Genomic DNA, 13,544 nt, shown 5'->3' with positions numbered 1-13,544 from the left:
CTCCAGAACTGTTTTTTGAATGGAGTATAGCAAAAAAGCAAGTAACTGTAAACTATTATTACTAGATGGATACTATAGTAGAGCTATTGGAGAATTTGCCAGAGAACTTTAAGGACAAGGAATATGTTTTGGTTTATGCAAAGTATTGTAAAAGTGTAGCCGATGGAGAAACAATACATACGCAGTATCGGATAACGTGGGAGTTGCCTCATGAAGGTGATATGTATACGGGAGATTTTGCAGAAGAAATGAAAATTGCCAGGGAAACAGCAGCTAAGGAGAATGAAGCAGAAGAACGGCGGTTAAAGAAGGAGAAAGAAAAGAAAGAGCGAGAAAAAATCAAGCAAGATCAGCCGTATAGAGGAATGGATGAGAAATACATTACAAGTACTATCTGGGGTTTTTATGATAAAAAAGAGTCAGAAAATTACAGAGATAGTAATGGACAGGTGAAAGTGCAGAATACGTATAAGTGGAAGGGAAGCGATGGCGCGTACAGAAATGGAGCAGTCTGCCGGGATGGAAAAGTTACGGACCTTATACGATATGTACAGAAATCTTCTTCTAGTTATAGTAGTTCTTCCAATAAATATTCGTCACGCAGTAAATCCTCTTCCAACAATAAATTGTCACAGAAAAAAGATGAATATGATGTATATGATTATGATGATCCAGAGGATTTCTATTATGATCATGAAGATGATTTTGACGAATATGGAGATGCGGAGGATTACTGGGATGAGGCTCAATAAAGCTACTTCGATATAATGATAGAAATAATTGAAATCAATCAAAAAAACAATCGTAAAAAAATACGATTGTTTTTTTGCGCGTTTTTGCATATAATAATAGAAATATAATTGAAAAGGAGCTGAATCGTATGAAGGAAACACGAACAATGGAGTTTAAAGAAACTGTCACAAATACTTTTTTGAAAACTGTTAGTGCCTTTTCAAATTACAATGGCGGCATGATTCTTTTTGGCGTTGATGATAATGGTGTTGCCAAAGGGTTACCAGATGAAAAGCAATCATGTCTGGATATTGAAAATAAAATTAACGATAGTATTTACCCTCAACCAGACTATACACTTGAGGTGCAGCAGGATCATATAATTAAACTGGTTGTCAAAAGTGGCGTTCATAAGCCTTATTTGTATAAATCCAAGGCGTATAAAAGAAACGATACTGCTACGATAGAAGTAGACACGCTGGAACTGTCAAGACTGATCCTGGAGGGGAAAAATATAAGATTTGAAGAGCTTCCGTGCAAAGATCAGGAATTATCGTTTGAAATCTTATATCATAAATTAAAAGAATGCATTCAGCTTGAGACTTTTGATCAGGATACTTTAAAAACATTGAATTTATATAATAATACGAATGGATATAATAATGCAGCAGGTCTTCTGGCTGACGAAAACCATTTTCCAGGGATTGACATTATGAAGTTTGGCGAAAATATCAGCATTATTCAGAGGAGAGCAACCTTTGAAAATATATCAATTCTTGAAGTATACGATAAGACAATTGATATATTCAGAGATTACTATCAATATGAAGTAATTGAGGGGGCTGACAGGAAAAAGGTAGAAAAAATACCAGAGGCTGCGTTCAGAGAGGCGGTTGCAAATGCGTTGATCCACAGAGCCTGGGACATAGAGGCCAGAATCAGAATTTTAATGTTTGATGACAGGATAGAAATTGTTTCTCCAGGCGGGTTGCCATCTGGAATAACAGAAGAGGAATATTTAGCTGGGAAATTATCTGTTTTAAGAAATAGAAATCTTGCAAATGTATTTTATCGGCTGGGGTTTGTTGAGATATTTGGAACTGGAGTTATGAGAATCAAACAACTATATGAAGATGGATTCAGTAAACCAGATTTTGAAGTATCAGAAAATTCTATTAAGATTGTACTCCCGAATTTTGAAAAAGATGTGGACTTAACGGAAGATGAAAGAATTGTATATAAAATTTTGAGCAAGAATTTGATGAAATCAATTAGTGAAATTGCACCATATGTTCCTTTTGGAAAATCCAAGACAACGCAGTTGCTGAAGAGTATGGGACAAAAAGGCATTATAACAGTTGAGGGCAGAGGAAGAGGTACAAAATATATCATAAGATAAAGTGGTGGTCTTTTATGTTGCTATAAGGAGTCGCTGTCGGTTACTCCATTCACGGTAAGTAATTTGCAATGTATGGAAATAAAACTTCGCCAGATTTTTCAACAAAAAGAGAAGAGTACACTGATAGATAAGCTGAAATTGAGGAGAACCATTATGGAAAACAAAATTATCGTAAGAAAATACGAGGAAAAAGATCTTCCAGCTATGATCCGCATCTGGAATAAGGTTGTGGAAGATGGCGTGGCATTTCCACAGGAAGAATGTTTGGATGAGAAAACCGGCGCGGAGTTTTTCGCAGCGCAGACTTATACGGCGGTAGCCGAGAACAGGGAGAACGGACAGGTCTTGGGATTATATATTCTTCATCCGAACAATGTAGGCCGCTGCGGACACATCTGCAACGCCAGCTACGCCGTATCCCACGGTAACCGCGGACTTCATATTGGAGAAAAGCTGGTAAAAGATTGCGTAGCCCAGGAAAAAGTGCATGGTTTCCGTGTACTGCAGTTTAACGCAGTTGTGGCGGGCAATGTTCATGCAAGACATCTTTATGAGAGAGTTGGATTTCGCCAGCTGGGTGTGATTCCGGGAGGATTCAGATTGAAAAATGGGGAGTATGAGGATATCTGTCCGTATTATATTGAACTCATTAACACCGTTGATAAGTAGCGAACAAGATCGGAAAGATACTATAAAAATAGCTATATTACTTGCAAAACAGGATACCAGAGTAACCGCAGAAAAGACCGTAGCAATATTATATACAATGGCGGATAAGTTTTTGCAGGGAAGTGATTTGGAAGAGATAAAGGAGGTTGTAGCGATGACAAGATTAGGTCAGATGATTTATGATGATGGATTGAAGGTTGGTGAAGAGAAAGGTAGAGAAGAAGGTAGAGCCAGAATGATTGCTTTAACGAAAACATTGTTGGCTTCTGGTCGAATGGCTGACTTACAACTTGCGTTGGATGATCCAGGATATTGTGAAAAGTTGATGGAAGAATACGGAATAAAATAAAGTGAATTAAAGTAAGCGAAAAGTCGGAGAATTCTGGCTCTTTGTCTCAAAAGAAATGAATTAAAAAGGAGCAGAATATGAGAAAACCACAAAATTTTCAATGGAAAGAAATGACCATGGGAACCTGTTATTATCCGGAGCATTGGAGTAGAGAACTGTGGCAGGATGATTTACAGAGAATGAAGGCGGCAGGGATTACCGTGATCCGTGTAGCAGAGTTTGCCTGGAACAAAGTGGAGCCGGAAGAGGGCGTTTTTACCTTTGATTTCTGGGATGAATTTATGGAGTTATGTAAACAGGAAGAAATGCAGGTGATTTTTGGAACACCTACAGCTACACCGCCGGCATGGCTTACGGAAAAATACCCGGAAGTTTTAAATTGCCGTCAAGATGGAGTTCCATATCGTCATGGAGCCAGAAGACATTACAATTACAATTCACCAAAATATAGAGAATTATCTGCAAGGATCGTAGAAAAGCTGGCGCAGCATTACGGCAAACATCCGGCAATTGTGGGATGGCAGATTGACAATGAACTGAATTGTGAGGTGGATGAATTTTATTCAGAGGCAGATTCTGTTGCCTTTCGTAATTTTGTGAAAGAAAAGTATAAAACTCTGGATAACCTCAACGAGGCATGGGGAACTGTTTTCTGGAATCAGACCTATACGGACTGGGAGCAGATTTATGTTCCGCGACCGGTGTTAAATAATGGTTACAATCCACATCTCAGGCTGGATTATTACCGCTTCATTTCAGAAAGTACAATTTCTTTCTGTAAAATGCAGGCAGAAATAATCTCGAAGTATAAGAAAGCCGGAGACTATATCACCACAAATGGTATGTTCTGGAATCTGGATAATCACAAGATGGCAGAGGAATGCCTGGATGTTTATACATATGATTCCTATCCAAGCTTTGCATTTGGGTTGAACAGAGATCCGAAGACCGCGAAAGACCTGAATGACCGTCATTGGAGTAAAAATCTAACGGAAGTACGTTCCATATGTCCTCATTTTGGTATTATGGAACAGCAGTCTGGGGCAGGTGGATGGACTACAAGAATGGAAGGTCCGGCACCAAGACCTGGTCAGCTTACACTTTGGGCAATGCAGAGTGTAGCCCATGGCGCAGATTATATTTCTTTTTTCAGGTGGAGAACCTGTACTTTTAGTACAGAAATGTACTGGCATGGAATTTTGGATTATGACAATCGGGATAACCGTAAGCTGGCAGAGGTAAAAGACTTTTATAATAAATTAAAGTGTTTGGATGAAGTTTGCGGAGCGGATTATACAGCTGCATTTGGAGTATTAAAAGACTACGACAATATGTGGGATACGAATGTGGATGTATGGCATAGAAGGGTGGAAGCGCAGAGCTCAGAAGAAATCTTCATTGCTTCTGAAATTTATCACACCCCATATAATATGTTATATCTGAACGAGGATACAGATATAAAGGAATTGCAGAAATATCCGGTACTCATCTATGCACATCCTGTTATTATGACGGGAAAAAAAGCTACTTTACTTAAAGAATATGTAGCAAATGGCGGAATCCTGATCATAGGCTGTCGTTCCGGATATAAGCAGGAAAATGGCAAATGTGTTATGCTTCCGCAGCCCGGACTTTTGCAGAAAATTACTGGTTCAGATGTGAGAGATTTTACATTCACAAGTCCAGCAGAGCCGTCTGTCACCGCCAACTGGGACGGTCAGACGATTGACATGCCAATATTTAACGACATTATGGAGCCTGTAGAGGAGGGAGAAACTCTGGCTTTCTACGACAATAGCTATTACGCAGGAAAACCAGCCGTAATCAGAAAGAATACAGGAAAGGGATATGCAATTCATTTTGGCAGTACTTTTTCCAGAGAAAGCATGAAGGTGCTGTTAGAATACACAGGAATTCTGGAACCATTCCAGGCTATGCTTGAAGCTCCACAGGAGGTGGAAGTCATTCAGCGTGTGAAAGGAAATAAGAAATACTTCTTTGTCCTGAACTATATGGGTTCAGAACAAAAAATTGTGCTGAAAAAGCAGATGCGGTCCTTATATGATAATGTAATTGCAAATGGTGAAATCTGCATGAAACCATATGAGACAATAGTTTATGAAGTTTTGGAATGAAACAGGAAAATGTTTTTGAAAATTTGAAATTAAATAAATCAGAAATAGTTAAACGAAGAGTCGGAGAAATCCGGCTCTTTGTTGTTTATAAGGTAGTGAGCCAAATTCATAGAACGCGTTTGACTTCAGTTTTTTTAAACGCGCCATGGTTAGGTTATGGATAAAATAGGTTAATTCAACAGAAAAACAAGTCATATCCAACAATTGTCTTGCATACCTATTATTTAATCCAGTATAATGATTATATCAAAAATATTGCGGAGGGGGTATGCAGATGAAGACACAATCGAAGAAACATAAGATAATCCGTACGGTTTTACTGGTGATTCTTTTGCTTCTGATAGTGGCTGCAGGTGGTTTTATTTCAGTGTATGAGGGTCGTTTTCAAACCATAAGCAGTATTCAGAAAGTGACAGATTACGACGAGTACAATCTGTATCGCATGGATGTGAAATATGATTATGATCTGGATCAGCTGATCGAATACGGCATAACAGATAACCAGAGCTTTGTTGATGCCATTGTGAAAGAGGCACTTCCTATCTTGCCAGTACATATTAAAGCACCGGACTTTGGCTGCAGTGCTTTTACCCTGCAGGAAGCAGACGGAAATGTGCTGATGGGAAGAAACTATGATTTCAAACGGGATACTTCCGCAATGCTGGTTTACTGTGAACCGAAAGATGGATACAAATCCGTGGCTTTCGCAGCCTTGGATAATATCTCGGCAAATACTCCGGATGCGAGTATGAAGAAAAAGCTTGCCACATTAACAGCACCATTTATCTGCCTGGACGGCATGAATGAAAAAGGGGTATCTATTGCAGTCCTTACTTTGGACAGCGAACCGGTTCACCAGAATACAGGCAGGCCGGTGATCGGAACCACGCTTGTGATCCGTTTGATCCTGGACCGCGCGGCAACTACAGAAGAAGCCGTTGAGCTTCTGAACCAGTATGACATGTTTGCTACAAGCGGCAGAGATTATCATTTTTATATCACAGATGCTTCCGGTGATGGCAGAGTAGTGGAGTATGACTGTGAAAGCGAAACCAGAGAAATGGTTGCCACACCAATTCGTTCCATCACGAATTTCTTTGGACTCTATAGGGATAAAGTCCTTCCGAATCAGAAGAATGGCATTTACGGTCACGGAAAAGAGCGGTATGACAAAATGGAAGCTATTTTTGACTATGAGGAAGTTTACACCAGTGATGTTGCATGGGAGGCTTTGAAGGCCGCATCACAGGAGCCGTCAAAGGAGGAAGTTACCAGTAATACCCAGTGGTCTATTGTTTATGATGATACCAATCTCACCGCAGAGATTGCCCTTCGGAGAAACTGGGATGATGTGATCGGATATAATCTGAAGGATAACACGATTACATTAAAATAATAACATAGAGCCGTTTTCAAACATGATCCGGTAGTCTTAAAGTAAGAGAAAGACATGCTCTAGCAGTTCAGCAGTTCAACATAAGGTTTTTAATGCCTCGCCAAAGGAAAATTCATCATTTCCCCTGGCGGGGCATTTTGATTATTTGAAATATTAATCTCGTTACGGCGTTGACTGGAATGTTAGTTAAATTTGTCTATAAATTCAAAGCAATATATCAACTTAGTCTGAAAAATAACGCTTTAACACGTTAATTTTAATTGACTCCACAGTATACGAAGTGTATTATGAATTTATAATTGCTGTTTGCGGAGTGGATAAATGTATGAGGTATACATAAGAAAAAAGTGTAAAACTCTTCAGGCAAAGCAAATAGTTTTTATAATCCATCTATCTAAAGGGGGAGTCATTTATGACGGGAAAGAGAAAAAGAAAACTGGCAATGCCAGACACCCTGATCATCGTAGCATCCGTTGTACTTCTGGTGGCGATTCTTTCATGGATCATTCCATCCGGAACCTACGATTATCAGGAAATGAACATTAATGGAAGAATTCGAAATGTAGCCATTGATGGAACTTATCACACAATTGATAAATCCGAAGTTACCACAACCGGATTCCTTGGATTTTTCAGTGTACTGTATCGAGGCTGCGTGGAGGCTGCTGATGTAATTTTCATGATCCTCTGCTGCTGCGGAACCTTCGGTGTTGTGGTGAAAACAGGTGCTTTTCATGCAGGAATCGGAACCATTTTAAAGAAACTGAAGGGAAAAGAAATTCTGCTTGTTCCAATCATTATGATGATCTTCGGACTGGGCGGTTCCGTGTTTGGTATGGCAAGTGAATTCTATGGATTTTATCCATTGATCGTAGGTCTGGGAGTTGCACTTGGATATGATGCAATGTTCGGATTTGCCATTATTGCAGTTGGAGAGTTTGTTGGATTTATGGGCGCGACACTGAATCCATATTCTGTAGGAATTGCCCAAACAATTTCAGGTGTAGAGCTTTATTCCGGAACCGGATACCGTGCGATCTGCTTCGTGATCTTCATGGCAATTTCCATTATCTATGTAATGGTTTACGGGCGGAAAATTAAGAAAAATCCAGGTGCATCCGTTGTATTTGGTGAAAAAAACATTCATGCCTTTGACAGAGATGAATTAAATGAATACAGCTTTACCTTAAAAGATGGTCTGGTTCTTCTGGATGTTCTTGTAGTGCTGATTGTTCTTATGCTGGGTCTGATCAAATGGGGATGGGATTTCCCGCAGCTTTGTGGCTTGTTCCTTCTTATGTCCATGATTGCTGCAGCAATCTGTAAGTGGTCTCCGAATAAATGGTGCAGTGAGTTTATTGACAGCGCAAAGACTGCAATGTGGGGATGTATCCTGACTGGTATTGCGAAAGCTATCACAGTTGTTATGCAGGATGCGCAAATTATGGATACTGTTATCTACGGCTTGTCAAATGTGCTGAAAAATGCGCCTCATGCAGTTTCTGCACAGGTAATGCTTGTAGTACAGACTCTGATCAACTTTTTCATACCATCTGCAACAGGTCAGGCTTCTGCAACCATGCCGATCATGGCACAGCTTGCAGATATTATTGGTGTGAGCAGACAGACAGCAGTTCTTGCATTCCAGTTTGGCGACGGACTTTCCAATATTTTCTGGCCGACGGCAGATATCGTTATCATCTGTGGCCTTGGTGGAATTTCCCTGCAGAAATGGTATAAGTGGTTTACGCCGCTGTTTCTGATCTTGTTTGTGACACAGGCGATTTTGCTGGGAATTGCAACTGGAATTGGGTTCTAGAGTGTGTTTGATATTTAGAAAAGGTAAGTCTAATGGAAAGAAAAGGAAACTTAATTAAACTTACGGACCTGTCTTCCGATTTTATCATCGATCTGAAATATGCCACGCCGGATAATTTCACCGGCGTGCAGGTGTACCAGTCAGCGGACTGCTGGCTGGATGAGCACACCGCACAGATTCTGATAAAAGCGAAAGAAATTTTCGAAAAAGATGGATACCAGGTGAAAATCTGGGACGCTTATCGTCCCATTCGTGCACAGAAGCGGTTCTGGGAGATTATGCCAAATGATGATTTCATTGCCCGTCCACCGGATATGACGAAAATTAAGAAATTTCGTCCTACCCATATGAACGGAATGTGTGTTGACGTCACACTGACTGACAAAGAAGGAAACGAAATCGAAATGCCATCTCCGTTTGACACTATGGACGAACGCGCTTCACTGAATTATTCCGGTCATTCCGAAACCGGAAGAAGAAACGGCGAGTATTTGAAACAAGTAATGGAGTCCGTAGGCTTCCAGGCATATGAATGTGAATGGTGGCATTTTTATGATGTATCTACGGATCCGGCAACGTTTTCGGATTATGAAATTTAATTTTCTAAACTACTAACGGGCAGCATAAGTGCAATTATGCTGCCTTTTTCATTACTTTCTAATACTTTTACTGAGCCACCGTGTTCCCGGGCAATAGAGTCAACCAGCGCCAGCCCCAGTCCGGCACCGCCCATAGCCCGGCTGCGGGACTTGTCTACACGGAAAAAAGGATCAAAGATTTTTTTCTGATTTTCAGGTGAAATGCCAATGCCGGTGTCTTTTACCAGGATCATAGCCTGACCGTTTTTCTCCTTCACCGAAACTGTGACAGAGCCATTGGGACGGTTGTATTTAATGGCATTTTCCACAAGATTGTAGACTGCACGATAAAGAAGTACATAACTGCCTGTGATATTGCGAATATTGTTATTAAGTGCAGATGCATCAGGCGTGTGGACATCAGTATGCAAATCCTGACTGGAGCTGTCATCAAAATGAATGGAAATTCCTGCTTTTTCTGCAACTGGGTCCAGGTCGCAGAAAACCTCATCTACAAGCTCTTCCAGTGAAACATGGTCTGTTCGTGGAACAGACTTCAGATTCGTCATGTCAAGAAGGGTTCCCACCAGCTGGGAAAGCCTTGCGGTCTGTTCCTTGATCATAGTGAAAAGCTGTTGGTATTCAACCATTTCCGGTTTCTGCTTTTTCTCAAAAACTTCCAGGTTGGTCTGCAAGACTGCTAGTGGTGTCCGTAGCTCATGAGCGGCATTTGCAGAAAACTGTTTCTGTGTACTAAAGGCATTGTCCAGCCTGGCCAGCATTTCATTGAAAGAGCTGGTCAGCTGTGCAATTTCATCCTTTGAATTGGGAACTGCCAGCTGGGTGGAAAGGTTCTGCGCCTGGATCTGACTGACTTCACTGGTTAGCTTCTGCAGTGGCGTAAGGGTCTTTTTCGTAAGAAAATAAGTACACACACTGGAAAGAAGAATAATGATCGTGGTTGCAATAACACTTCGTAGAAGAAAAGCTTCTTTGGTTTCCTGGATTTCCTGCTCGAACTGAGGAAAAAGAGCTTTGGGATCTACATTAAAGGTAATTGGTGAATCGCCATCCTGTGGGTCCACCTTGATCATATAATTCTGCAATCCGTCCATTCCCGATACGGCAGAATGGCTGATGAAGAAGTACATAAGAACACAGGAGACAATCATCAGTAAGGACAGCAATAAAGTGAGTTTCAGCTGAAGTGAGGTGTGGAAACGTTTTTTTATCATCTGTATTCCTCCAATATATAGCCCTGGCCTATTTTATTCTGAATAGGGTCAAATCCAATTGCAGCCTTTAGTTTTTTTCTAAGAGATGAAATGTGCACACGGATGGAATTGCTGAAGGTATTTACGCTTCCGTCCCAAATATGTTCAATCATTTCTTCCGGTGAAATTACACGGTTCTGATGGAGCAGGAAATATTCCAGAAGGCTGCTTTCTTTTCTGGTAAGGGAAATCGGCACTCCATTTACAGAGGTTTCTCTTGTTCTGGTATCAAAGGTAAGCTGATTCCATTTCAGGCATACATCCTCCTGAACAAATTTCCGCCGGGTAAGGCTTCGGATTCTGGCTTCCAGCTCCTGAAAGTGAAAGGGTTTGGTAAGATAATCATTGGCTCCCAGATCCAGACCGTTTACTTTATCTTCAATCTGATCACGGGCGGACAGGATTAGAACCGGGGTATTGGTATTGTGCTCCCGGAACTGGCGGAGGATTTCCAGACCGTCCGTGCCGGGAAGATTCAGATCCAGCAGGATCAGGTCATAATTTTCTGTCATACACAGGCAAAGCCCTTCGTCTCCATCGAAACAGATATCTGTTTCATAACCATCTATGCGAAGTCCCTCCGCAACAGAGCGGCAGAGCTGCTCTTCGTCTTCTATAATTAAAATGTGCATAACTGCTCCTTTCGTAATATGATTTTGCGCAGATCAGATACTCGCAAAAAAGAGAGTATTTATAATTTAAATATTATCATATTTTGAAAAAAATAAAAATCTTAACACAGATTTTATAGGAAAGATGTTAAAATACGTTCAGACAAATAAAAAACGCTGAAAGGAAAATTAAAAATGATGAATAAAAAAAGACTTATGGCAATTCTGGCAGCAGGAGTTCTGACAGCAACATCTTTCAATCCGGTTATGATTAAGGCTGAAAGCGTATCAGCAGAAGAAGCTGGCATGGCAGTTCCGGCAGATGCAGCAGGCATGAGCGTACCTGCGGATGCAGCTGGCGCAGCAGTTTCTGCAGATGAGGCCGGAGCAGCCGTTTCTGAAGACGAAGCGGGTGTTGCAGTATCCGCAGACGAAGCAGGCGTAGTGGTAGCCGGTGATGGTTCTGAGACAGCTGTTTTCTCTGAAGATGGCACACCTGTGAAAAAAACAGTAAAAGCAGCAGATATTAATATGAAGGTGCAGGATTCCTACGATTTCCCATTCCTTGGCTTAAAGGCAGTCCTTCCGGAAGAACTGAAGAAACAGATAGAAAACTCCGACATGCTTATGATCACAGAGGAAGAATGGAATGATGACAGTACTGGCTTCAAGTATGCCTTTTTCCACTGGAATAAGCTTACTGAGGATCAGAAAAACGAAGATGTAAACCTTCTTGGAACCGGCTATGAGGACTGGCTTAAGAGCATTGAAAGAGTTGGCACACTTGGTGTTTACAGCAAGGACGTGATCGATGATCTGGATTCCATCACAGGCTGCAATGAGCACAAAGAGCTGGGAACAAGTGAGGATGGAAATTATAAGTACTATCTCAGCATTAATAAAGATGCAGAGTCTGACCTGACAGACGAGATCGAAAAAATTGAGACTACGATCACAGAAATGACAGCCTTTGATCCAAGCAAATCCGTATTTGATATGCCGGCAGAAAATGCCAACCCAGATGCAGAAAATGTAGGCGCATTTGAGACAACAGATATTGATGGAAATGCCTATACAGAAAAAGTATTCAGTGACTATGACCTGACACTTGTAAACTGCTTTACAACCTGGTGCTCTCCATGTGTAAATGAAATGCCAGACCTTGACAAGCTTTATCAGGAAATGAAGGAAAAGGGTGTGGGCGTAGTTGGAATGGTTATCGATTCTGTAGGCGAGGACGGAACTACAGATGAAGATACTGTGAAAAAAGCGCAGATTCTCAAGGAAAAAACAGGAGTTACCTATCCTCTTCTGATTCCGGATGCAGGAAACATGAATGGTCGTATCAGCGGTCTCAGCAGCTTCCCGGAATCCTTCTTTGTAGATAAAGATGGAAACATTGTAGGAGATCCGATCATGGGCAGCAAAAATCTGGAAGACTGGAAAACAGCTGTAGAGGATGCACTGGAAAAAATTAATTCCGGAAAATAAAAAGTGGTTAGGGAATGTAGGATGAAAAATTATATAAATAAAATCACCCAGTCCAAATGGACAGGAATCGCCCTTGCAGCGGTGGGGATTCTGATGATTGCCTTTGGTATTTATCGTGGTGAAATGGAAGTTGTTTTTACAAAAGCTGTAAATATCTGTATGGAGTGTATTGGAATTGGATGATAAGAAAATGAACATAAAAAACTGGCCCAGGCATACCATACAGGCACTCTGGGCGGCACTTACAAATTCCCATATATCCGGATTTGTAACTGGAAAAATATATACAGGAAAGCTGAAAAATGCCTGTGTTCCGGGACTGAACTGCTATTCATGTCCCGGGGCAGCAGGAGCCTGTCCAATTGGATCCTTACAGGCCGTGGTTGGAAGCTGGAACTTTAAATTTGCCTACTACGTAATCGGATTTCTGATTTTTGTAGGAGCGATCCTGGGAAGACTGGTGTGCGGATTTCTCTGTCCGTTTGGACTGATCCAGGATCTGCTGAATAAGATTCCTTTTCCAAAGAAAATTCGTACTTTCAAAGGAGACAAACTTCTTCGAAAGCTGAAATACGTGATTTTTCTAGTGTTTGTAATTCTGCTTCCCCTGTTTCTCACAGATATAATGGGCCAGGGAGCACCCTATTTCTGTAAGCTGATCTGTCCGGCCGGAACTTTGGAGGGCGGACTGCCGCTGGTACTTTTGAACAAGGCTATGCGCGGTGCCATTGGCTGGCTGTACATATGGAAAAATACAATTCTGATCGTGACAATTGTTCTTTCCATTATTATTTACAGACCATTTTGCCGTTATATTTGTCCGCTTGGCGCATTTTATTCCGTATTCAATAAGGTCTCCATTTACCGCTACCGTGTAGATATGGAAAAATGCGTTCACTGCGGAAAATGTGCAAAGGCTTGCCAGATGGTGGTCAACCCTGTGGAAAACCCCAACAGTCCGGAATGTATCCGTTGCGGACGGTGTAAGCAGGCATGTCCGGTACACGCCATTGCGAGTGGGTGCAAGAGATAACTGGAATGCTTTGCCATTATCATAGGAATTAACTTTATGTATGTTTTATAAGTAAAAA

The 13,544-nt window shown here is 41.1% G+C and carries 13 protein-coding genes; 11 read left to right on the top strand and 2 right to left on the bottom strand.

Annotated features, from left to right (window positions below; all coding sequences use genetic code 11):
• Positions 1 to 95: 95 nt before the first annotated feature.
• The 8 genes from I2D69_RS06525 to I2D69_RS06490 all read left to right on the top strand — a co-directional run bounded on the left by I2D69_RS06525 (position 96) and on the right by I2D69_RS06490 (position 9,098).
• Positions 96 to 752 (top strand): hypothetical protein, encoded by a 657-nt coding sequence (locus tag I2D69_RS06525; RefSeq protein WP_195379602.1) that lies wholly within the window; start codon positions 96 to 98, stop codon positions 750 to 752.
• A gap of 128 nt (positions 753 to 880) precedes the next feature.
• A complete protein-coding gene (locus I2D69_RS06520; protein ID WP_173718037.1) occupies positions 881 to 2,131 on the top strand; it encodes an ATP-binding protein in 1,251 nt (416 codons plus the stop codon).
• A 153-nt stretch (positions 2,132 to 2,284) separates the two neighbouring features.
• Complete coding sequence (locus tag I2D69_RS06515; RefSeq protein WP_173770593.1) at positions 2,285 to 2,800, top strand: GNAT family N-acetyltransferase; 516 nt, start codon at positions 2,285 to 2,287, stop codon at positions 2,798 to 2,800.
• A 154-nt stretch (positions 2,801 to 2,954) separates the two neighbouring features.
• A complete protein-coding gene (locus tag I2D69_RS06510; protein ID WP_173770594.1) occupies positions 2,955 to 3,149 on the top strand; it encodes a hypothetical protein in 195 nt (64 codons plus the stop codon).
• A 77-nt stretch (positions 3,150 to 3,226) separates the two neighbouring features.
• Positions 3,227 to 5,284, top strand: a complete 2,058-nt coding sequence (locus I2D69_RS06505; protein ID WP_195379601.1) for a beta-galactosidase — start codon at positions 3,227 to 3,229, stop codon at positions 5,282 to 5,284.
• 274 nt (positions 5,285 to 5,558) lie between these two features.
• Positions 5,559 to 6,680, top strand: coding sequence for a linear amide C-N hydrolase (locus tag I2D69_RS06500; protein WP_195379600.1), 1,122 nt, complete (start codon positions 5,559 to 5,561; stop codon positions 6,678 to 6,680).
• A 412-nt stretch (positions 6,681 to 7,092) separates the two neighbouring features.
• Entirely contained in the window at positions 7,093 to 8,499 is a 1,407-nt protein-coding gene (locus tag I2D69_RS06495) for a YfcC family protein (protein ID WP_195379599.1), read from the top strand.
• A 32-nt stretch (positions 8,500 to 8,531) separates the two neighbouring features.
• Entirely contained in the window at positions 8,532 to 9,098 is a 567-nt protein-coding gene (locus I2D69_RS06490) for a M15 family metallopeptidase (RefSeq protein WP_195379598.1), read from the top strand.
• On the opposite strand, the gene I2D69_RS06485 is transcribed toward I2D69_RS06490, so the two are convergent.
• Both I2D69_RS06485 and I2D69_RS06480 read right to left on the bottom strand, forming a co-directional pair.
• The gene (locus tag I2D69_RS06485) at positions 9,095 to 10,312 is read right to left on the bottom strand and encodes a HAMP domain-containing sensor histidine kinase (protein WP_243243773.1); all 1,218 of its coding nucleotides are present in this window, start codon (positions 10,310 to 10,312) and stop codon (positions 9,095 to 9,097) included. The genes I2D69_RS06490 and I2D69_RS06485 overlap by 4 nt on opposite strands.
• Entirely contained in the window at positions 10,309 to 10,983 is a 675-nt protein-coding gene (locus I2D69_RS06480) for a response regulator transcription factor (RefSeq protein WP_118577702.1), read from the bottom strand. Before I2D69_RS06480 ends, I2D69_RS06485 begins: the two co-directional genes overlap by 4 nt.
• A gap of 174 nt (positions 10,984 to 11,157) precedes the next feature.
• On the opposite strand from I2D69_RS06480, the gene I2D69_RS06475 reads away from it, so the two are divergent.
• From I2D69_RS06475 to I2D69_RS06465, 3 genes are read left to right on the top strand one after another with little or no spacing between them, the layout of a single operon-like run.
• Positions 11,158 to 12,453, top strand: coding sequence for a TlpA disulfide reductase family protein (locus tag I2D69_RS06475; protein ID WP_227198958.1), 1,296 nt, complete (start codon positions 11,158 to 11,160; stop codon positions 12,451 to 12,453).
• A 21-nt stretch (positions 12,454 to 12,474) separates the two neighbouring features.
• Positions 12,475 to 12,636 carry a CD1871A family CXXC motif-containing protein gene (locus I2D69_RS06470; RefSeq protein WP_195379597.1) on the top strand — a complete coding sequence of 54 codons (162 nt, stop codon included), beginning with the start codon at positions 12,475 to 12,477 and terminating at the stop codon, positions 12,634 to 12,636.
• Between the two features lie 7 nt (positions 12,637 to 12,643).
• A complete protein-coding gene (locus I2D69_RS06465) occupies positions 12,644 to 13,486 on the top strand; it encodes a 4Fe-4S binding protein (RefSeq protein ID WP_118577806.1) in 843 nt (280 codons plus the stop codon).
• The last annotated feature ends 58 nt before the right edge of the window (positions 13,487 to 13,544 follow it).

The sequence above is a fragment of the Ruminococcus sp. D54t1_190329_F1 genome, from assembly GCF_015551645.1.
In the GTDB taxonomy this organism is placed as follows: domain Bacteria; phylum Bacillota; class Clostridia; order Lachnospirales; family Lachnospiraceae; genus Blautia_A; species Blautia_A faecis.
Note: the sequence above shows the minus strand (reverse complement) of the source record. Positions and strands in the feature narration are given on the sequence as shown.